Here is a 20,204-nt window from a genome sequence, read left to right as displayed (position 1 = left end):
CTTCGCTAATTCCTTGAAATCAGGTGAGCCGTGTGTGGGCTCGCTACTGCTGCAAGATGCCGTTCAGCGACTCCAGCACCTCGGTGGTAATGAGGTGCAGCCGGTAGCTGTAGATGCCGTAGGCCACCGCCATGGCGAGGGCGGAAATGACCAACGGGCTCCACCACGGCCATTGCCGGTTCATGCGGAAGTTGCTTGGGGCGACGTTGGTGTACGGGTCGCAGACGGTCTCCGGAGTCGGGCCGCGCAGTTCTCGGATAATCCCGTGGAGTTGGTGTATCAATGCGTTGAGGGACTCTTCGCCTTTCGGGGCGATGGCATATTTGCCCTTCAGGCCCAGGCACAGCGCGAAGTACATGAACTCCAGCGCGTCCTGATAACGTTTGGGTTCCTGCATGAGGCGCGACAGTACGGTGAAGACTTTCTCTCCACCCCAGGTTTCGTCGTGGAAGATGCTGAGCAGGGGTTCCTGGCTCCAGCAGCTGGTTTTACCCCAAGGCCTGTCCATGACAGCTTCATCGATGAAAAGGCAAAGACCGTATGAGTACGCCAGCAACTGAGCGGGCTCGTAGCCGTGCTGGCGCATCTCTTCCCGTACGTTTTCTATCTGGTTGCGCACCTGCTGGTGCACCTCCTTGATGTTGGGCAAGGCATCCAGTGTGCGCAGGCGTATCACCAGGCCGAACAGCGGCGCGGCTGCATCCAGCATCAGGTTGTCGTAGCCGCCACGTAGCTGGAAATCTGGGTCTGCCGGGTAGCCTTCATACACCGGCTCTGCCTTTGGCGTTCGCTCAGGGCCATCAGCCTCTGTCGGTGCGGGTGAATCGTTGGACAATGACGCCTCGAGCATCGCGTGCAGTTGCTCGCTTTCGACCTGTTCGGCATCAGTTTGGGGGCTGTTTTCTTGTTTCATTTCATTCGCTCCTGATCGCCCAGAACTGCAGTTCCAGCCCCGGGAACTCCCCCGCGACGTGGATACCGAAGCCACTGGATGCCTCCATGCCCGCCCAAGCCGGGGAACGACGGTCCAGCTCGAAGTAGGTGAAGCCTGCATGGAAGGGCAGATCCCGAGGTGCCACGGGCAGCGGCACCAGTGGAATCCCCGGAAGCTGCAGCGGCACTACCTCGTTCAACGACTCCAGCGAGACGACCTTTGCCTTCTGCACGAACATTCGACGCAATGTCTGAGGCGGCATGTGGGCTCGCACTGCCAGAATGAAGTCGGCTTCGTCGATCAGGCGGCGATCCTCCAGCGTGGTTGTCAGCAAGCCGTACTCCAGCGTCTCCAGCGGCAGCGAAACGGCGCGGGGTTGCAGCACCGTGCTCAGTGCCCGGCGTAGCGTGTCCTCCAGCGGCTTGAAGGAGGTGCGCAGCGCGGTATGGTGATAGGCGGGGTATTCCTGCGGCAGCCGGCTCTCGTCGGTAAACGTCACGAACTCGCCACAGGCCTGGCTCATGCACAGGTACAACTGTTCGGGGTGGGTCTGCCCTTGCCTTGCCAGATGCTGGAAGCATGGCCACCAGCGGTTCATGGCCTGCAGCAGGTTGAAGTCACGAATGTCGGCGATGCCGGACTGCCCGGAGGCGCCAATGCGGGCGGCGAGGTTGCGCGCACGTTCGCGCAGGGAGTTGGTGATTTCTTCCAGGTACCGTTGCAGCGCGGGTACGGCGCGCACTGAAACGCTGGTGGGATAGAAGCCTTCATCCAGTTGCAGGCTGCCATCGGGGCGCCGCTCCAGAATGCGCGTCACGGCCAGGCGGGTGTAGGCGCTGCTGTCGTCGGCCTTGCGTTTGAGCTGCAGGTTGGGCACCGCCAGGTCAACCTGCACCAGGTCACCGTCGGCGCTGTGCGTGTCCTTGATTTCCAGGGACTGGGCGCTGTAACGGAAGTTGGCGGGGTTATCGGGCCAGCTCACCTCACGGCCACCTTCGGTGCGCAGCGGCAGGCACAGGTAGATCTCGCTGTCCTTCGCGCCGTCGTCTTCGATTTCCAGCGGTGGCGGTGGTGGCAGGTCTGCAGGGATATCGAACACCGTGCCGTCCGGCATGATGCCCCGTGCACGGGTGATGGCGACCTTGCCCAGGCTCAGATACTCGTCGTTCAACTGCAATTCGCTGAAGCCATAGAAGGCTGCGTTCAGGCTGCCAAGACGTTGATGCAGGGCCGCTTCGGCGGCACGGGCGGCCTGTTGGAAATGCTGCGGTTTGACGAACAGGCCTTCCGGCCACAGGACAGGATTACGTGAACTCATGAGCGCTCCATGTCAGCGTGAGTAAGCGAGAAGGGCGGGGTTACAGGCGCCATCAGTCTTCCTCCTTGAGCAGGAGCTGCGTGTCGTTGAGCAACACCGACAGGATGATCTGGTGCCCGCGGGGCGGAATGCGCAGCACCTGGCTCCAGGTGGCGTTTTCCTGGTTCCGGTAGTCGGCGATCACCGCGACGAAGCGCGTTTCGGGCTCGATGGGCGCAAAGGGGATGAACTTGAACTGGCCAGGGCGCAGCAGGTAATCGTCATCGCGTATGTAGGTGCTGCGCAGTGCCTCGGCAGGGTCCTTGTCCAGCAGTTCGTAAACGCTGTTGCGCAAGAGAGAGTCGTCGCGTAGTTGCAGGATCTTCACGGCCATGGGCGTAGCGACGGGTTCGGTGGCCACGGTGGTGGTGCGCGGCAAGGTCAGCACCACGGTCGGGTCGTCGTAGCTGCCCGGGGTACTTTCTTCCAGGGGAGAGCGCGCCGGATCATCGCCATCGTCAACTGGCAAATCGACGGGAGACATGGCCGGGAACTGTTCCAGCAGATACTCGAACAAGGCCCCGACTTTCTCGGTCAGCACGTAGGGGTCGCCTGCACTCAGGCTGACCGCGTAAGGGCTGGGCTCCACAACCGGCCCGGGCTCGGGCGCGACCTCAAGGCTGTTCGGGTTGCCATTGAGCGTTGGGCTGGCGTTGATGCTGAACGCGACCTGGGTGGGGTGTTCCCCGGGCGGTCCGACGGGCAATGACGGGTCCATCACCACTTGGCCAATCTTGCTCAGGGACGTGCAACCCGAGAGCCCGATCAGCGCCGTCAGCAGGCCGGCCACGAATGTTGGACGCATCATGGGCGTTCTCCTGAAATCAGGCGTTCCAGTGGGCTCTGCTGCGCCGGCCCTGCCTCTGTGTCCAGTGCCGCCAAGGGGTCGTTGCCCATGCCCGGTTCGAATGCCGAGCAGATGTCCGCGACAGCCTGGGGGGCGGCTGCAGCGGCGTGAGAAGCCTTGGGTGGAACATCCAGCAACCAGTGATCAAGGGTTCTCTGTTCAGGGCTGAACAGGTCCTCCAGTGAGCGTGCATCGGCCTGCGCAAGCTGGGCCTGCAGCCGATAGGCGCCAATACGCAACTGGTCACCCTCGAGCAGCCGCCTGGCGGTAAGCGACCCCAGGCTGTGGAGGCTGTCGTTCAGGTAGGTACGCTGACAGCGATCGATGACGCAGAAGCTGCCCTCGATCCAGCGGATCTCGCAATGGATCGGTGCAACGGTCTGCTCACGATCGTTGATCCGCCAGGTGGCCTTCGCGCTGCCGATGGTGCCGCCTGTGCAGTCGAACTGATGTCGGGCAGTGACGTTGTGTTGCAACTGATCCAGGTTGGTGATGCTCAAGGTCAAAGTGCTCATGAGCGCCCCCGGAACCGCACCACAGGGCTGCTCTGGCCGTGACGGTCATCGACGAAGCTGGTCCAGCCCAGGTAGGCACCCAGGCTACGGTGCAGGCAGAAGGGCGGCAGTGCGTTCTGCTTCAGGCGCAGCTCCAGGTCATAGGCCAGGCCATCCCGCAGCAGGAAGTCGATCAGTGCCCGTAACCGGCCGAAGTTGATGCCGCTGGGCAGCAGGTCACGCAATTGCGCTGGGTCGAGTTCGCTGATCACGATGGTGAACTTGCTGCTGCGTGTTCGCGTGCGGCTGCCCACCATGAAGGTGCTGCCCAGCTCGCCGTTGCTGCGGCCAAGGCTGACCAGTTGCTTGGCGGCAGTGGGGACCGAGCGGGTTTCGAACTCGCGGATCTGTACCTGCTTCAAGTCGAAGCAGTGGGCGATGATGCCGGCGACCGTGCCCGGCGCACGGCTGCGGCTGGCAATGACGCCGGCGAAACTGAGCAGCCGGCTCCACGGCAGTGCCGTGTCCCCGCGCAACTGCCTGTCATTCAACCCGAGCAGGGCAAAGATGTACTGGGAGAACCCATCGGTAGCTCCCGGCTGAAAGCGGATGTAGTAGCGATATTTACGCCAGATGCGATGCAGCAAGCTGAGCAGGTAGTGGTTGAAGAAATCGAAGAACGCCGGCCGCACACCGATGCCCTGTGCATGCTCGTATGCCACCTGCTCCAGGTAATAGGTGGGCAACGGCGAGTCGGTGCCATGCAAGCCCATGAAGGTGGTGCACACGCGATAGCGGTCAGCTTCCCCGGGCATGCGTTCGACCTTGTATATGTCGGAAACCGGGAAACTCAGCCGCGGGTCACTGGCAAGCCGCACCCTCAGCCGGGTGGCCTGATCTGGCCAGCGTGGTTCCAGGTCATCCCCGTGCAAGCCGTGCAGGCGTTCCAGCAACTGGAAGTAGTTGTACTGGTGCGCCTCGGCGAACAGCTTGTCGGCTAGATCAGCGGTTGCTTGCCGGTCTGGATTGGCCATGTGTAGTGCTCGTTGTTGGTGGTGTTGATCACTTCCAGTTGGTGGAAGGAATTGATGCTGGCGTACAGGGCGAAGAAGTGCGCGAGCACGCAACCGAACAGGTACAGGTCGCCTTCGCAGAGGAATGCGCTTTGATCCAGCTTCAGCCGCGTGCGCAAGCCACGAATGGGCTGGCCCTTGATCAGCCAGTCCAGCGGCTCTGTTTGCACATCACGGATGCCATCGAGGCGTTTGCGGGTGGTGCGTGTCTGCTGGATGTCGTGCAAGGCCGCGAAGTCGTAAGCGCGGATGACCGCTTTCAGCGGCTCGGCCGAGAGCAGCGACAGGTAGTTGAGCGACATGTTGGAGATCAGGGCCCACTGCAACTGGCCATCCAGCACCGGCCGGTAGGGGCGGGTGGGGGCACGGATGTTGGTATAGGTGGCCAGCGGCGGCGTGATCTCGGTCAGCACGTTGATGTCATCGATACCCAACGCCAGCGGCAGGTCGCGGTTGGTGCAGGTCAGGTCGATGGACGCTGTTTCCAGTTCGCCAATGTAGGCGTTGGCATCGGCGCGCACGAAAGCGATGCGATGGGTGACGCCATCGCCGCGCAGGGAGTCCTCGAGTGTGTAGCGGTAGTACAACGCCGTGCGCCCTTGCACATGCTCGATCTCATGGGCGAACGACTCGAAGGGGCGGAAGGTTCTCAGGTGTTCGCCGGTACTTCCGTCAGTCGTGGTGCGGGTGCTGATGACCCGATCGACACTGAAGATTTCATAGGCGTGCCGCTCCTTGCCTCTGGGCACAAGCTCGACCTGGGCGGGCCGGTTGGACAGGTCGATGGGCTCGGCGCTGTGGCTGAGCAGGTTCACCGCCGGGGTGCAGAACAGGCTGAAGTCTGCTTTGCCGACACGCAGCGAATCCGGTAGCTGTCGGGTGAAGTGAAACTCGAGGCCGACCCGCTGAGTCGCTTGATCAGGCCAGATTTTCTCCAGGCCGGTGATGCTGACGAAGTGGAAACGCTCGGGAAATACGAAGTACTCCTGCAGGATCCGGTAACCGTCAAAGACGTTCTGTGGGTAAGGCAGCAGCGCTTCGTCCGGGCTGAAGCCTGGGAACACGATGCTGCTGGCCGGCAGCCGGCGTACCCCACCATTGACTGTCACGCAGACATGCTTGAGGTATTGAGCGATCCACAGGTACAGCGTGCGAGCAGTTTGGGTATCGCCGCTCAGGTGAAAGTCGAGGCTGGCGCAACCCAGGGTGTTCAGCGGCCGCTCGACCAAGGTTTGCAGGCCGATGCGAACCACCGAACTGTCGAGTGTCTGGGTAGCGTTCACCGACTCGATCTCGAACGGGTGAATGTCCACCGCCGTGCAGGTGCGGAATTCGCAGGGCACCCCATCCACGGGGCTGGAGAACAACCGCGAGCCTTTGGCGATGGGTTGCGACTGGCTCAGCGCTTGCTTGCGCGGCGTGAACTGGATGATCGTGGCGCTCGGCAGGGGCCGCAGGTAGTTGGGCCACAGCAACTGCAGCATGGGGTGCGTCAGCTCGGGCAGGTCGTCCTCCAGCTTGAGCCGCAGTTTGGCCGTGAGGAATGCAAAGGCTTCCATCAGGCGTTCGACATCCGGGTCGCTGCCACCCTTGCCGAGCAGGCGGGCAAGTTGTGGGTTGTCCTGGGCGAAGTCGTTCCCCAGTTCATGGAGGTAACGCAACTCTTCGCTGAATCGGTCCTTGAGTGACATAGGTCACCTCACTCGGGTGTGGCGGTTATGGCCATTGACCAGCAGCTCCAGTTGCAGCTGCTCCGTGTGGTTGTTGACCTGCACGTGGCAGTCCAGCCTGAAATGCAGTTCCAGCGGGGCATGGCAATCGGGGACGGCCTTGAGCGCGCGCACGTGCACACGCGGCTCAAAGCGTTGAATGGTGCGGCGGATGTCCGCGCTCACCTGTTTCAGCAGGTCGCCACTGCTTGCGTCGTGCCCGTTGAAGTCACTCAGGCCCAGCTCAGGGCTGCTTTGCGAGCAACCCTGGCGAGCATTGAGCAGCGTTTCCAGGTGGCGCTTGATGGCGGCGAACTTCTGGGTAGCGTTCTCTTGCCTGGAGGGCACCCGGCTTGCGAGTTGATCCGTCACCAAACGGTCGAAAAATCCACTCATTGGGTATCAAGCCGACCGACCAGTGAGATCTCGAAATTCGCCCCCATGTACTTGAAGTGCGGGCGCACGGCGAGCGAGACCTGATACCAGCCCGGGTCACCGGCAACGTCCGACACCTCGACCCTTGCAGCACGCAATGGGCGACGGCTGCGCACATCGGCTGACGGGTTCTCCTGGTCGGCGACGTACTGCCTGATCCATTTGTTCAGTTCGGACTCAAGGTCCTTGCGCTCTTTCCAGCTACCGATCTGTTCGCGCTGCAGCACCTTGATGTAGTGGGCCAGCCGGTTGACGATGAACAGGTAGGGCAGCTGGGTGCCGAGCTTGTAGTTGGTTTGTGCTTGCAGGCCTTCCGGGGTCTTGGGGAAGTTCTTCGGCTTCTGTACCGAGTTGGCCGAGAAGAACGCGGCGTTGTCGCTGTCCTTGCGCATGGTCAGGGCGATGAAGCCCTCTTCGGCCAGCTCGAACTCCTTGCGGTCGGAGATCAGGACTTCGGTCGGAATCTTGGCCTGCAGCTGACCCAGTGACTCGTACAGGTGCACCGGCAGGTCCTCGACGGCACCACCCGACTGCGGGCCGATGATGTTCGGGCACCAGCGGTAGCGGGCAAAACTGTCATTGATGCAGCTGGCCAGCAGGAAGGCGGAGTTGCCCCACAGATAGTTGTCGTGCCGCCCGGCGATGTCCTCGTCGTAGGTGAAGCTCTGGACCGGGTTTTCTTGCGGGTGATAGGCAGAGCGGAGCATGAATCGCGGCCCGGTCAGCCCGGTATGACGGGCATCCTCGCTTTCGCGGAACGCACGCCACTTGGCATGCCGGGGGCCGGCGAAAATGTCCTTGATCTCCTTCAGATTGGGCAGCTCTTCAAAGCTGCTCAGATTGAAGAACTCAGGAGAGGGCGCCGCGAGAAAAGGTGCGTGTGCCATGGCACCGACCGAGGCCATGTAACTCAGCAGTTTTATATCGGGAGAAGAGGGGCCGAAGCTGTAGTTGCCAACCATCGCAGCAACGGGTTCACCACCAAATTGGCCATAACCTGCGGTGTAAACATGCTTGTATATGCCGCTGCAAGTGATGTCGGCGGCATTCTCGAAGTCATCGAGCAAGTCATCTTTGCTGACATGCAAGACTTCAAGCTTGATGTTCTCACGAAAGTCGGTTCGGTCGACCAAAAGTTTGAGGCTGCGCCACGCGGATTCAAGTTGCTGAAACTCGGGTTGATGCAGGATGGCATCCATCTGCTTGCTGAGCACTCGATCCAGTTCAGCGATCATCTGGTCGACACGATGTTTGTTGATGAGTTGATCAGGGTCATGGCTTTTAAGGATTTCGGCGATAAAAGCAGATACACCCTGGCGAGCGACTTGATAGCCCTCTTGAGTAGGTGCCAACTTGGTTTCTGCCATGATCTGGTCGAGCAGGGTGGCGTTGCTCAGTGGTTCGGTTGTTGTTTCAACCGCGACGGTCGTGCTGTTTTGCTTTGGCATGGGGACGCTCCGTTGTCTCAGTCTTCTTTTGGCGCCTCGAGCACCAGGTCAAGTTCTTCAGCCAGTTGTTTGCGTGCCTGTTCGTTATTCAGCAGGTGCTGCAGTTGCTTGCGGAACGTGGGCACGTTGCCCAGTGGGCCTTTCAGCGCGACCAATGCCTCGCGAAGCTCCAGCAGCTTGTTCAGCTCCGGTACCTGGCGGGCGATGCTGTCTGGCCCGAAATCGTTGATGGACTTGAACTGGAGGTTGACCGCCAGCTCTGCGTCGGGGGCAGTGCTGAGCATGGATGGCACGGACATGGCGAGGCTGACATCGGCGTCGTTCAACACATTGTTGAAACTGTGTTTGTCGATTCGCATGATCGAACGGTCTTCCAGCGCGCGGGCATCTTCCAGGCCGAAATCGCCTAGTACCAACATCTTGTGCGGCAGCTCTACCTCGGCTTGTTCGCCGTCGGTGGCCGGTACGTACTTGATGTTTATGCGTTCTTTGGGTGCAACGGAGCCTGAGCTTTTATTCATGGATGTCAGCCTTCGTGAAGTTTGGATATATGTAGGAAGCGTCCTACAAAGTTATGTTTAAATTTAAACGTAATTGGAGTCTCGCTATGTGCGTGTAAAAAACCATGCACCGAAAAAATATTGTGCGTCGAGCGTGAAAGTGTAAGGAAATATTTGGTTGTGAATATGATTTTTTCTGTACTAGCCTTTGTTTCGTTTCGGTGCTCCACTATTCGGTAGTTGTGTGGATGACTGCTATTAAATCGTGACTGGCCAGTCGGGTGGCACTGTTGCGATATTTTACGAGTGAGTAAAGCCAATATGATTCTTCGCTATGCATATGGCGTTGGCCTTTCGATGTTGCTCTCCCTGGCGCCAAGTTTGGCAAGCCAGACCAGGGACTGCCCACAGATCGTCTCCAACGTCGAGCGCTTGGCTTGTTTCGACCAGGCCGCTGGCACCCCGGCACATGTGACGAAACTGCAATGGTCCGCGCCGGAGCAGGATTCGCCCACGCTGCGTCGTGTGATGACCCATGAGGCGGGGCGGTCGCCGGAGGAGCTGACGTTTCGCCTCGAAAAAGGGGATGACGGGCTGATGATCTCGGCGCCCGCAATCGCTTCGGTCGCACCGCACCCCTACCTGGTGATCAGTTGTGTGCAGAACATTTCCAGGTTGCAACTGGTTACCGCACAACCCATCGATGCCGGCCGGGTGAGGGTACGATTGCAGGGGGAGCGTGGCTCCACCCTCGCTACACCCTGGCAGGTGACGGAGAACGGCCAGGTGCTTGACGCTGGCAGGGGCTTGCCGGGCATCGAGCAGATCAAGCCACTGATCGGGGCCCATCGCATTCAGGTCGAGAGCGACAACCCAGCCGTTGATGGGCTGGTTTTCGACGCTCAGGGGCTGGACCCACTCATCGATGAGGCGCGCAAGGCATGTCGCTGGTAGCAGAGGTCACCGCACAGGAAATTGCCCGGTTGCTTGCCCCCATCGACGCGCAGAACCCTGCCGGTCTGTTCGATGTGGAGAACGAAACCTACCAGGCGATTGACCAGGAAATGGTCAAGCTGGGTGGGCTGCAGGAGCCTTCCATCGACTGGGCCTATATCGAAGAAGCGTCCCGCCAGTACCTGGGCCAGGAGTGCAAGCACCTGCGCATCGTCGCGCACCTGGGTGTCGCTTGGCTGCGCAGCCAATGCTGGGAGCGCTGGGGTTTTACCGTCGCACTGCTGGCCGGCATGGTCGAAGCCTATTGGGAAAGCGCATACCCGAAACCGGGCCCCAAAGGGTTCCTCGGCAAGCGCAAGCTGGTTGGCCTGATGATTAACCGTTTGCTCGTGGCGTTGCCGCGCCTGGACCGCTTCACGTTCAGCCCCGCGCACGCCGCGGCGGCTCAGGGCGCGCTGCAACGCCTGCAACAGCAGCGGGAAGCAGCGCAGCTCGATGAAGCGGCCCTTGGCGAACTGGAGCGCCTGCTACGCAAGCACACGGAGCTTTCAAACGGCCTTGCCGAGCCCACCACGGACAAGCCCCCTGCAAACGCCTTCAAGTCTGCGCCACTGGCCGAGGTCATTGCCACGCCGACGCCCCGTGTGTCGTTGGGCAACGAGCGCGAATCACGAAGGGCCATGCTGACCATGGCCGAGCTGATCAATCAACAGGACCCTTACGATCCTGCTGGCTACCAGTTGCGTCGGTTCGGCTTGTGGGCGCACATCCAGACGCCGCCTCAAACCAGGCAGGGCAACCGCACGGAGCTGATGGCGGTGCCGCAGGACATTGCCGGGGACTATGAAGATGCCATTGCCGCTACTGCAATCGACACGGCCCTGCTGCAGCGGATCGAAAAGAGCGTGACGGCTTGCCCCTACTGGATTCGCGGCAGCTTTCTGGCAGCGAGCGCTGCCACGCGGCTGGCGATGGGCGAGGTGGCTGAGGCCATTCGCGCTGCAACCGCGCGGTTCGTGCAGCGCATGCCCGCGCTGCAGCAGTTGTGCTTCAGCGACGGCAAGGTATTTGTCGATGACCAATGTCTGGCGTGGCTCAGGGGGGCACAAGGGCAATCCGATTCGGACGCAGCCTCTCAGGAATTCGCCACGTTGCGAGAGGAGCTGGCCTGCCAACTGGAAACCAGCGGCGTGGAAGCGGTGTTGCTCAGGCTGCAGGGCATGCAGGCGGACTTCCGCAGCCTGCGTGAGCGCTGCCATACCACGGTGATCGCGGCTGATCTGCTGGCTGCTCGGGGCGTGTCCTGGCTGGCCCAGGACTTGTGCGCAGGCGTTGCCCGAACGATGCAGGAAACCACCGCCAGCGCCTGGGAGCCTGCGGTGTTTCAACACCTTCAGCAGTACGCGTGCACGGTCCATCAAGGGCTGATTGGAACAAGGAACGGGAGTCAGGATGAATCAACTGTGGAAGCATCTTAAACGTTGGGGCTTGCCCCTGGTGGCCCGTATTGGCCTGGCCATGCCGCTGCTGCTCGGGCTGGGTGCCGCATTGATGCTGGTTGCAATCTGGTGGCTCGGCCCGCAATGGGTCTGGCGCGGGCAGCAGCCGCTGGCTAGCGTGGCGCATCGCGGTTTGGCCAGCCTGGCGCTGGTGTTGGTGCCGCTACTCTGCTGGCTTGTGGTGCTGCGCAGGCGTTTTCGCCGTTTGCAGGCCGAACGCAAGCAGGCGGTGGACGCTGAACTGGACAACGTGTTGCCTTTCGTCCAGGCACAGGAAAAAGCCTTGGACCAAGGGCTGGCACGCTATCTGGACAATGCGGGTGGCAGGCGTGCCTTGTACCGACTGCCGTGGTATCTGGTGGTGGGCGACCAACAGGCCGGCAAGACCAGCTTCATCGACCGTACCGAACAGAGTTTTTCCCTGACCCGCATCGACAAGGCACAAGCGCGAGGCAGGCAAGCGCAGGTGCTGGCTTATCCGATAGGCTGGTGGGTCAGTAACGATGCGGTGATCATCGACCCGCCGGGCGCTTTCGTCCGTCAGGAATCGATGGCAGGTTCATCAGCCGAGGAGTCAGACACGTCGAAAGCACCACCCGCCACCTCGGCCAGGTTGTGGGAACACATGCTGGGCTGGCTGGTACGTAACCGAAGCCAGAGAGCACTAAATGGCTTGCTGTTGGTCGTTGACCTGCCTGCGCTACTGCATGGCACGCCTGAGCAACGTGTCGCCTTGGCGCATGTGCTACGCACGCGGTTGTATGAAGTGAGCAGTCAGTCGGGCTCGCGCCTGCCGCTGTATGTGGTACTGGCCAAATTCGATCTGCTGGACGGTTTCGACCAGCTGTACGCTGGGCTTCCTGCCGCCATGCGGGAAAACATGCTGGGCTTCACCTTCAAACTGGATGCGGTCGGCACGTTCGATGCCTGGCTGGATGAATATGGCGATCATTACGATCGGTTGATAAGGCAATTGTTTGAACAGGTAGTGGACCGGCTCGATGTATTGGCCGGTGCGCCGTCGCGAGTTCGCTTGTTCTCGTTGCATGCCCAGTTGATCGGGCTGCGTCCGATACTGTTGGCCTTCCTGAAAGAAACCCTCGCAAGTGACCGCTTCACCACGCCTGCATTGGTACGTGGCGTGTACTGGTCGTCGGTCTTGCAGCAGGGCGACATGCTCAATGCGTTCGTGCGTGAGGCGGCACAGCCGTACAAGACCGAGTTTCCACTGCGTGAAGGCAAGGCGCAGGGGCAGGCGCTGGTCTACTTCATTCAGCACGCCTTCCGGCGAGTCATCTACCAGGAGGCCGGCCTTGCCGGGGACAACATCAAGGTAGCGCGCAGCAAACGTCGGTTGCTCTGGGTGGGGTCTGCAGTAGGCGTGCTGGCCTTCAGTGTCGCCATCGCCAGTTGGCAACGCTACTTTGACATCAATGGCGCCAAGGCCGCCAACGTGCTCGCCAAGAGCAGAGAGTACAGTCATCACGAAGTGGACCAGCGTCTGGACCCCACCGGACGCAACCTGCTGGAACCGCTGGACCAGATACGCGATGCCGTGTCGGTGTTTGGCGACTATCGTGCCGCGTGGCCGGGTGTTTCCGACCTAGGCTTGTATCAGGGGCGCGCCATTGGCCCTCGCGTCGATGAGGCCTACCTGAGCTTGCTCTCCAGGCGCTTCCTGCCAGCCTTGGCCAGCGGTGTGATCGATGCCATGGACGCTGCGCCGCCGGGCAGTGAACAGCAGATGGCTGCGCTTCGGGTTTATCGAATGCTGGAGGACCGCCAGAGCCGCCGCCCCGAATGGGTCGAGGACTGGATGGCGCGCCAGTGGCAACAGAAGTTCCCCGGGCAGGGGCAATTGCAAGGCGACCTCATGCGGCACCTGCAGTATGCCTTGGCCTATGCCGATACCGATCTGCCGCAGTATCGCCAGCGTATTGCAGAGGTGCAGCAGGTCCTGCGCAAGGTACCTTTGCCAGAGCGGGTGTACGCGAGCCTGAAACAGCAGGCTGGAGAGCAGTTGAATGCCGGCCTGGACCTGCGTCATCAGGTGGGGCCAGCGTTCGATGTGGTGTATCAGTCGTCTCCTGGCTTCAGGCAGGGCGATGGTGTCCTGATAGCGCCGATGCTCACCGCCAAGGGCTTCAAAGAGTACTTCGAACCACGTAGTCAAAGGTTTGCAGATATGGCCATGATCGACCAGTGGGCACTTGGAGAGCGTGGCCAGCTCGATTACTCGGATGCCGACCGGGAGGCACTGGGCGAGCGGCTACGTAACCTGTACAGCGCCGATTTCATTGACAGTTGGCGTCGTGCCTTGAATGCCTTTTCGGTGGCTGACTTCCACGACCTGGATCATGGCGTAGCGATCCTGCAGCAGTTGACCGGGCCAGCAGCGCCCCTGCATCGGTTGTTGGACACAGTGAGGGACAACACTTCGCTTTCATCAGCCGTTGTCGCTGAGGCAGCCGGGGAGGTCGAAGCGTTGCAGCCGACAAGTGGCAGGCCTGATCAACAACAGGCCTGGGCCATTCAGCGGGCCTTTGCCGGGCTGAGTGCCATGTTGCAGGCAACCGGTGAGAAACCCAGCTACTACGACGAGACTCTTGCTGCCATCGCAGCCGTGCACGACTACGCCAAGGCGGTGCAGGACAGCCCCGACCGAGGCAAGGCCGCGCTGCAGGCCGTGCATCAGCGATTCTCGATGACAGGGCAAGACCCCATCGGCACCCTGCAGCGGGTGGCCACCGGCTTACCGGAACCGATCAACCACCAGGTCAGAAAGATGGCCGATCAAACAGCACAGGTGCTGAATGTCGAAGCCCTGCGCGAGTTGGAACGACGCTGGGACGCCGAGGTGTACAGCTTCTTCCAGCAGCGTCTGGCAGGGCGCTACCCCTTCGTCGTGAAAGCTCCCGACGCCTCGCTGGACGACTTTGAGGCCTTCTTCGGGCCGAAGGGGCGGCTGCAGCAGTTCCATGATCAATACCTGAAGGTCTTCCTGAGGGATAACCTCGAAGCCCTGCAGGCCGGCCAGCAGGGGCAGTCGCTGATCCGCAGTGATGTGCTCGAACAGCTGGAGCGGGCAGATCGTATCCGCGAGACCTTCTTTGATCAGCGCGGCAACCTGAGTGTGCAGTTCAGCATCGAGCCGTTGGGCCTGAGTGCCAACCAGCGTACAAGCTTGCTGGACCTGGACGGCCAATTGATTCCCTACACCCATGGCCCGAGCCAGATCACCGGTATCGTCTGGCCCAATACCTTGGGGCAGCAGGTGCGCAGTAACCTGACCTTGCTCCGGCAGAACGGGAACAGCAGCAGCCTTGAGTACCGTGGCCCCTGGTCGATGTTCCGCTTGCTCAGCCGTGGCTCGCTCAATGGGCGCACGGCGACCAGCGTGGACCTGAGCTTCAGGACCGGCGATGGCGTGATGCGCTACAGGCTTAACGCGCAGAAAGCCTTCAACCCTATAACCCAAGAGCCTTTCAAAGGTTTCCAGTTGCCACGAGGGTTGTTGCAGAAGTCGCCCAAGCTGGGGCCGACCACGCAGGCCGGCTTGTGAGGGTTGGCTTGGGAGTACGGTGCGAACCGGTCACCCATTGCGCTGGCGCCCCCAAAGTTGCGCCGACAGCAGTTGAAGGCGCTCGGCCAGCTTGGCGACATGGGCGGCAGTGGTTCGACTCTGGTTGCTGGCGTGCACGCTTTTCTGGGTGGTTTGACTGATATCGGCCAGGTTGCACTGGATGCTGTCACCCACCGCGCTCTGCTCCTCTACGGCGGCAGCGATCTGCACGCTCATGCCGCTTATTTCATCTACGCGCTGGGTGATCCCGTCCAGCGCCCGGGCAGCCAGCAGTGCCTGTTCTACACTGACACCGGCCTTGCTGTGACTGCGCTGCATCGCAAGCACGGCATCCCCCGTGGAACGCCGCAGGGTGTCGATGGTGCCCTGGATGTGAGCAGTGGATTGCTGAGTCCGCGAAGCCAACCCGCGCACCTCGTCGGCGACCACCGCGAAACCCCGGCCCGCCTCTCCAGCGCGGGCAGCCTCGATGGCGGCGTTGAGGGCAAGCAGGTTGGTCTGTTCGGCGATGCTTTGAATGACCTCGAGTACGCGGTCAATTTCATTGCCATGCTGTTCCAGTTGATGAATCACCATGCTGGTCTGTTGCACTTCGCTGGCGAGGCTATCAATGTGCTGGCGGGTCTGCTCGACCAGTTGGTGGCCGCGGTCGGATTCCTGGTTGGCCAGGTTCGCGGCGCTGGCGGTGAGCTGAGCGTTGCGCGCCACTTCCTGCACACTGCTGGCCATCTGGGTTATTGCGCTGGCAACCTGGGCAGTTTCCCCCTGTTGGCGGAGGGTTGCGCAATTGTTGTTGTCCACTGCAGACAGAAGCTCTTCGGCTTCCTTGCTCAACTGGCGGGACGAATCGGCAATGCGTCCGACTATTGCCCGGGTCTCGGCTTCGAGCATTTGCAGGGTGAAATCGATCTGGCCAAACTGGTCGCGGCGGCCGCTGTAGAGAATCTGGCTCAGCGGATTGTCGGCGATATTCCTGGCTTTTCGGGCAAGGGCGTCGAGGGGGCGCAGGCTGAAGCGCAACACGCCGCCAAGCAGCAAGCTCGATAGCGTCATGGAGAAAGCGGCATGGCTCCAGGGCAACGCACCCAGCAAGCCCAAGGCAGCAAAGCACAGCAGGTTCACGCCAGTGCTGGCAAGTGCCAGGCGCATGCCGACGGACAGCCGTGACATACGCAGGCAGTTGGTCTTTTTACCACTACGCAACTGTGCATAGAGATGTTCAGCAGCCTCCACCAGCGCTTTGGCCGGTAGCGTGCGAACCGATTGGTATTCCACTGTTTCGCCATTGCGCTGCATCGGCGTGACATAGGCGCTGACCCAGTAGTGGTCACCGTTCTTGCAGCGATTTTTTACCAGCCCCATCCACGAGCGCCCATCCTTGAGTGTCTGCCACATATGCGCAAAAGCTTCTGGCGGCATGTCCGGGTGGCGCACGATGTTGTGATTGACGCCGAGCAATTCGGCTTCACTGAATCCGCTGATGTTGATGAAGTCGGGATTGACGTAAGTGATGGCGCCCTTTGGGTTGGTTGTTGAAAGAATGTTCGCGTTTGCGCTGAATTCGACGGCACGACCACTGACCGGAAGATTGGTTTTCATTGTTTTTCTCCTGAACTGACAGGTACGCGCCGGGTAACTGCGCTTCCTTCGAAACGGTCTTCTGTGCTGAGCAGGTGTTGTATCTGAGCGGCGGGTTGTGGCCGGCTGAACCAGTAGCCTTGGGCGTAGTGGCAGCCTTCACCGACCACGAATTCGAGTTGCGCCGAACTCTCGATGCCTTCGGCCACTACTTCCAGGCCGAGGCTACGGCCGAGAACGATGATCGCCTGGCTGATCGCGCTCTGTTTGTTCTCGTAAGGAACGCCGGTGATGAAGATCTTGTCGAGCTTGAGGATGTGCAGCGGAAAGCGCGTGAGGTAGCCGAGCGAGGAGTAACCCGTGCCAAAATCGTCCAGCGCCAGCAGAACACCAAGGCTGGTCAGCTCATGCAGACAGGCCAGCGTGTCCATGTCGTCGTGCATCAGTTGGCTTTCGGTGATCTCCAGGATCAGGCTGGCGGGAGGCAGGCCGCTTTCTTGCAGGATATCGATCAGCCGGAGGGTGAAGTCGGCTTGTTGCAATTGCGTGCTGGAAATGTTCACCGAGCAGCGCAGGCGCTCATGCCCGGCCAGTTGCCAGGCCCGGGCCTGCCGACAGGCCTGGCGCAGTACCCATTCGCCGACGCGGATGATCTCTCCCGATTCCTCCAGCGCAGGGATGAACTCCAGTGGCGAGATCAGGCGTTCGCCATGGCGCCACCGCAACAGCGCCTCGACCCCGGTCACCAGAGGTGTCCCTTGGTCCAGGTGATAGATCGGTTGGTAGTACAGTTCAAATTCATTCTGTTGCAGTGCCTGGCCTAGCGCGGATTCCAGTTCCAGATGCTGCTGCGCGGTATCTTGCAATGTTTCGTCGTAGTGGGCGTACCGCGCCTTGCCGGCAGATTTGGCTCGGTAGAGGGCAAGGTCGGCAGCCTGCAGCACATCCAGGGCTTTGCCATTGTCGTGCAACGGAGCGATGCCGATGCTGGCGCTGACCACCAGGGTTCGACCGTCCATGTGCAGCGGTTGGTGCAGGTTGTCGAGGATGCGTTGGGATATCTGCTCGGCGTCGCGGTCGCAGGTGAGGTCGTGAAGCAAAACGATGAATTCGTCTCCGCCGAAGCGGAACAGTTGGTCAGTGGGGCGCAGTGACTCTTTCAAGCGCCTTGCCACTTCCACCAGCACGCGATCACCGACGTTGTGGCCGAGGCTATCGTTGATCAACTTGAAGCGGTCCAGATCGATGAACAGCAGCGCTTCGTAGTCACCGCCCTTGCGCTGCTTCCTGAAGGTCTTCTGCATTTGCTCGTCAAGCCGGATGCGGTTGGCCAGGCCGGTCAACGGGTCATGCTGGGCGGTATGCTGGAGGCGCTGCTCGGCATCCTTGCGTGCACTGATATCAGACTGCGAGCCAGCCATGCGTAGCTCGCCAGGGTTGGTCATTTCGGCGACCCCTCGCACGAGGACCCAGATGTAGTCGCCGTTGTGCTTACGGATACGGTACTCGTGGTGAACGGATGATGTCTGCCCTTGAAGATGGGCATCGATGGCATGGCGAAAATCCGGCAGGTCGTCCGGGTGCACGCGACCGAACCAACTGGAACTGCTCTCGCCGATGCTGTCGCGGCTGAGGCCAAGCATGCTGGCCCAACGCTCTGAAACGTAAAGCCGGTCCTGATCGACATGCCAGTCCCACAGCCCGTCGTTGGCACCGCGCAGCGCGCGGGCGAAGCGAGCCTCACTATCTTCCAGCGCCTTGTGCTGGGCCGCACTGTAGGTATCGATGGCCAGCGTCATGTCGAAGAACACTGCCTTCAACAGGCTGGAATACAGCGTGGCATCCGGGCTGTCGCCGAACACGCTTTCAAGCATGTCGTCGAGGTAAAGCCGATAGCTGCCGAGATACCACTTCAGCTCCAGGCCGATCTGCTGATGGATCACACCGATGCGCAGGCGGCCGTTGACGTAGGTTTCATCGTAGGGGCCGCTCCACAAGCGCTGGTAATACTCAGCCTGGCTCTGCTTCAAACGGGCGGTGACTTCCGGCGTGCGAAGCAACGCGGACGGCGTGGAAAATTCCGCCAGGTGACGGTACAGATGGTCGACGAAAGCTTGCTGGGACGGGGCCATGTACTGAGCTGCTACGCCTAGTCGTCTGGCATCTTCGGCGCTCCAGTCGAGAAAGCGAAAGCGTTCGACAATCTCCGCATGGTCGAGACGGATACGCTTGAGTAATTCCTCGAGGTCTTTTGTCACCTTCATTCACATCCCCCGGTGTTGGAGAAGATTCCTTTTTGCTGAACAAAAAAAAGCGCCGTGGCAACAAGTTCTGCTCAAGAACTTGTTGCCACGGCGCTTCGTCTTTCAGGCCTATTATCCTGCTCGGCAAAGCCGGTTCCCGCAGGGCGGAACCTGGTGATGGCACATTCACATCACTGGGGATCTTCCGACAATTTATCCAGCAATGCAACCAGGCGTCGCCGCAGCAGCCCCAGTTCGCGGGATTTGAAGGCGTGTCGGGTCTGTTCGAGAACCTCGGTGGCATCCAGCAAGGCAGCCTGTATCTGCCCAGCCGAGCCCAACTGGGTTTCACCGAGCCAGCGGCAAAGAGGGGCGACGCTGCAATTGCGCGGCGTACTCAGCACCTCGCAATCGGGTGCTACAGGCGCCAACAACTGGCGCAATTGATCGGCCAGTTCAAGATTGTTGCAGATAATTCTGGTTGCCGGGTTGGACTCGCTCATCAAACTGCATTCCCATATGTTTGGTGTGCTGTTTACAACACCGCCTATGGCGTTTGATTGATTCAGGTCAATGCTGAGACCTTTCCACTTACCCTGTGAGGGTGATGTTGCTGTGTGCAGTCATGCACGGCAGGCCTGGTATTCCGGTGTTTGGCGAACTAGTCAACATGGGAACACCACGTTCGTGCGCGATGCCGCGTTGCGGATATGCTCCTGCATTGCACGCTGTGCCCCGGCCTGGTTGCCACGGGCAAGCTGGCGCAGGATCTTGCGGTGTTCCTGCCAGGTCTCCATTGCGCGTTCAGGGCGAATGAAAGGCAGCTTCTGGCTCTCCAGGAAAATGTCCTGGCTGGTGGTGATCACCTGCAGCATGGCGTGGTTGCCACTCGCTTCCAGCAGGCGGCGGTGAAAGGCGAAGTCCAGGCGCGCTGCGGCCTCGAAATTGCCGGCGCGCAGCTCCTGGCGCATCGACTCGACATTGGCTTCGAGCGCATCAATGTCCGCTGCCGTCAGGTACAGCGCCGCCAAGCCGGCGGCGAACCCTTCGAGTGCATAGCGCAGTTGGAAGGTATCGACGGCGGATACCTGTTCGGCATAGGGCCAGGAGAAGCCGGTGGCGGATGGCGGCGCCTGGACGAATACCCCCTTGCCCGGTTGTACGCTCACCAGCCCCAAGGCGCTCAAGGAGGACAGCGCCTCGCGCAGGGAGGCGCGGCTTACACCCAACTGCTCTGCCAGGTCACGTTGGGAGGGCAGGGCATCACCGGGCTGGTAGTCGCCTTCCTGGATCAGTTTGCGGATAGCCTGCAAGGCGATTTCCGGAACTGCGCGGGGGAGTGTGTCGAGCATCTGTTCAGACCAGCTGGCAAGGGGTCTGCGCTTTTTAAAGGCTTTACCGGTTGCCTGGCAAGTATCGCCCCATGCTGACGCAGCGGGGCAGGTGGCTGCACGAAAGGGGGGCGATGGCAGAGGGTAGGCGCTAGCTGTTCAGACCAGTAAGACCGCATGATGCCAAGGGGCGAAAGCGTATTCCGGGGCTGCCGGGCA

The 20,204-nt window shown here is 60.8% G+C and carries 16 protein-coding genes; 3 read left to right on the top strand and 13 right to left on the bottom strand.

All coding sequences use genetic code 11. From position 1 onward, the window contains the following. Positions 1-43: 43 nt before the first annotated feature. From icmH to tssB, 9 genes are read right to left on the bottom strand one after another with little or no spacing between them, the layout of a single operon-like run. Positions 44-913 (bottom strand): type IVB secretion system protein IcmH/DotU, encoded by an 870-nt coding sequence (gene icmH, locus AC2T3R_RS17430; protein ID WP_486744021.1) that lies wholly within the window; start codon positions 911-913, stop codon positions 44-46. Between the two features lies 1 nt (position 914). After that, positions 915-2,252, bottom strand: a complete 1,338-nt coding sequence (gene tssK, locus AC2T3R_RS17425; protein WP_054572465.1) for a type VI secretion system baseplate subunit TssK — start codon at positions 2,250-2,252, stop codon at positions 915-917. Positions 2,253-2,304: 52 nt separating this feature from the next. After that, positions 2,305-3,099 (bottom strand): type VI secretion system lipoprotein TssJ, encoded by a 795-nt coding sequence (gene tssJ / locus AC2T3R_RS17420; protein ID WP_486744020.1) that lies wholly within the window; start codon positions 3,097-3,099, stop codon positions 2,305-2,307. Next, complete coding sequence (locus AC2T3R_RS17415; RefSeq protein ID WP_085720508.1) at positions 3,096-3,653, bottom strand: FHA domain-containing protein; 558 nt, start codon at positions 3,651-3,653, stop codon at positions 3,096-3,098. The genes tssJ and AC2T3R_RS17415 overlap by 4 nt, the downstream gene beginning before the upstream one ends. Continuing rightward, positions 3,650-4,666, bottom strand: a complete 1,017-nt coding sequence (gene tssG, locus AC2T3R_RS17410; RefSeq protein ID WP_054572468.1) for a type VI secretion system baseplate subunit TssG — start codon at positions 4,664-4,666, stop codon at positions 3,650-3,652. The genes AC2T3R_RS17415 and tssG overlap by 4 nt, the downstream gene beginning before the upstream one ends. Continuing rightward, positions 4,630-6,396, bottom strand: a complete 1,767-nt coding sequence (gene tssF / locus AC2T3R_RS17405; protein ID WP_054572469.1) for a type VI secretion system baseplate subunit TssF — start codon at positions 6,394-6,396, stop codon at positions 4,630-4,632. The genes tssG and tssF overlap by 37 nt, the downstream gene beginning before the upstream one ends. A 3-nt stretch (positions 6,397-6,399) precedes the next feature. Further along, entirely contained in the window at positions 6,400-6,810 is a 411-nt protein-coding gene (gene tssE, locus AC2T3R_RS17400) for a type VI secretion system baseplate subunit TssE (RefSeq protein WP_025339895.1), read from the bottom strand. Next, positions 6,807-8,297, bottom strand: a complete 1,491-nt coding sequence (gene tssC / locus AC2T3R_RS17395; RefSeq protein WP_486744019.1) for a type VI secretion system contractile sheath large subunit — start codon at positions 8,295-8,297, stop codon at positions 6,807-6,809. Before tssC ends, tssE begins: the two co-directional genes overlap by 4 nt. Positions 8,298-8,314: 17 nt before the next feature. Beyond that, entirely contained in the window at positions 8,315-8,818 is a 504-nt protein-coding gene (gene tssB, locus AC2T3R_RS17390; RefSeq protein ID WP_486744018.1) for a type VI secretion system contractile sheath small subunit, read from the bottom strand. A gap of 360 nt (positions 8,819-9,178) precedes the next feature. Between tssB and vasI the strand changes: the two genes are divergently transcribed. From vasI to tssM, 3 genes are read left to right on the top strand one after another with little or no spacing between them, the layout of a single operon-like run. Further along, positions 9,179-9,751, top strand: coding sequence for a type VI secretion system-associated protein VasI (gene vasI, locus AC2T3R_RS17385; RefSeq protein WP_410952589.1), 573 nt, complete (start codon positions 9,179-9,181; stop codon positions 9,749-9,751). Further along, entirely contained in the window at positions 9,739-11,229 is a 1,491-nt protein-coding gene (tssA, locus tag AC2T3R_RS17380; RefSeq protein WP_486744017.1) for a type VI secretion system protein TssA, read from the top strand. The genes vasI and tssA overlap by 13 nt, the downstream gene beginning before the upstream one ends. After that, complete coding sequence (gene tssM / locus AC2T3R_RS17375) at positions 11,204-14,812, top strand: type VI secretion system membrane subunit TssM (protein ID WP_486744016.1); 3,609 nt, start codon at positions 11,204-11,206, stop codon at positions 14,810-14,812. Before tssA ends, tssM begins: the two co-directional genes overlap by 26 nt. A 30-nt stretch (positions 14,813-14,842) precedes the next feature. Here the strand turns inward: tssM and AC2T3R_RS17370 are convergent, their stop codons facing one another. From AC2T3R_RS17370 to AC2T3R_RS17355, 4 genes are all read right to left on the bottom strand, one after another. Further along, positions 14,843-16,432 carry a methyl-accepting chemotaxis protein gene (locus AC2T3R_RS17370; RefSeq protein WP_486744015.1) on the bottom strand — a complete coding sequence of 530 codons (1,590 nt, stop codon included), beginning with the start codon at positions 16,430-16,432 and terminating at the stop codon, positions 14,843-14,845. Further along, a complete protein-coding gene (locus AC2T3R_RS17365) occupies positions 16,429-18,675 on the bottom strand; it encodes a putative bifunctional diguanylate cyclase/phosphodiesterase (protein ID WP_486744014.1) in 2,247 nt (748 codons plus the stop codon). Before AC2T3R_RS17365 ends, AC2T3R_RS17370 begins: the two co-directional genes overlap by 4 nt. 170 nt (positions 18,676-18,845) lie before the next feature. Further along, positions 18,846-19,157 carry a hypothetical protein gene (locus AC2T3R_RS17360; protein ID WP_486744013.1) on the bottom strand — a complete coding sequence of 104 codons (312 nt, stop codon included), beginning with the start codon at positions 19,155-19,157 and terminating at the stop codon, positions 18,846-18,848. Positions 19,158-19,319: 162 nt separating this feature from the next. Continuing rightward, the gene (locus tag AC2T3R_RS17355) at positions 19,320-20,006 is read right to left on the bottom strand and encodes a FadR/GntR family transcriptional regulator (protein ID WP_013973356.1); all 687 of its coding nucleotides are present in this window, start codon (positions 20,004-20,006) and stop codon (positions 19,320-19,322) included. Positions 20,007-20,204 lie beyond the last annotated feature (198 nt).

This window comes from Pseudomonas sp. PVC-5-1, from assembly GCF_057444345.1.
The sequence above is the reverse complement of the archived record's forward strand: the minus strand, read 5'-3'. Positions and strand labels throughout refer to the sequence as shown.

Excerpts from the sequence above, each read along its gene's own strand:
- tssE (WP_025339895.1), bottom strand. The coding sequence starts at position 6,810 with ATGAGTGGATTTTTCGACCGTTTGGTGACGGATCAACTCGCAAGCCGG.
- icmH (WP_486744021.1), bottom strand. The coding sequence starts at position 913 with ATGAAACAAGAAAACAGCCCCCAAACTGATGCCGAACAGGTCGAAAGC.
- tssG (WP_054572468.1), bottom strand. The coding sequence starts at position 4,666 with ATGGCCAATCCAGACCGGCAAGCAACCGCTGATCTAGCCGACAAGCTG.
- tssK (WP_054572465.1), bottom strand. The coding sequence starts at position 2,252 with ATGAGTTCACGTAATCCTGTCCTGTGGCCGGAAGGCCTGTTCGTCAAA.
- AC2T3R_RS17355 (WP_013973356.1), bottom strand. The coding sequence starts at position 20,006 with ATGCTCGACACACTCCCCCGCGCAGTTCCGGAAATCGCCTTGCAGGCT.
- AC2T3R_RS17370 (WP_486744015.1), bottom strand. The coding sequence starts at position 16,432 with ATGAAAACCAATCTTCCGGTCAGTGGTCGTGCCGTCGAATTCAGCGCA.
- tssJ (WP_486744020.1), bottom strand. The coding sequence starts at position 3,099 with ATGATGCGTCCAACATTCGTGGCCGGCCTGCTGACGGCGCTGATCGGG.
- tssA (WP_486744017.1), top strand. The coding sequence starts at position 9,739 with ATGTCGCTGGTAGCAGAGGTCACCGCACAGGAAATTGCCCGGTTGCTT.
- tssF (WP_054572469.1), bottom strand. The coding sequence starts at position 6,396 with ATGTCACTCAAGGACCGATTCAGCGAAGAGTTGCGTTACCTCCATGAA.
- AC2T3R_RS17360 (WP_486744013.1), bottom strand. The coding sequence starts at position 19,157 with ATGAGCGAGTCCAACCCGGCAACCAGAATTATCTGCAACAATCTTGAA.
- tssM (WP_486744016.1), top strand. The coding sequence starts at position 11,204 with ATGAATCAACTGTGGAAGCATCTTAAACGTTGGGGCTTGCCCCTGGTG.
- tssC (WP_486744019.1), bottom strand. The coding sequence starts at position 8,297 with ATGCCAAAGCAAAACAGCACGACCGTCGCGGTTGAAACAACAACCGAA.
- tssB (WP_486744018.1), bottom strand. The coding sequence starts at position 8,818 with ATGAATAAAAGCTCAGGCTCCGTTGCACCCAAAGAACGCATAAACATC.
- AC2T3R_RS17415 (WP_085720508.1), bottom strand. The coding sequence starts at position 3,653 with ATGAGCACTTTGACCTTGAGCATCACCAACCTGGATCAGTTGCAACAC.
- AC2T3R_RS17365 (WP_486744014.1), bottom strand. The coding sequence starts at position 18,675 with ATGAAGGTGACAAAAGACCTCGAGGAATTACTCAAGCGTATCCGTCTC.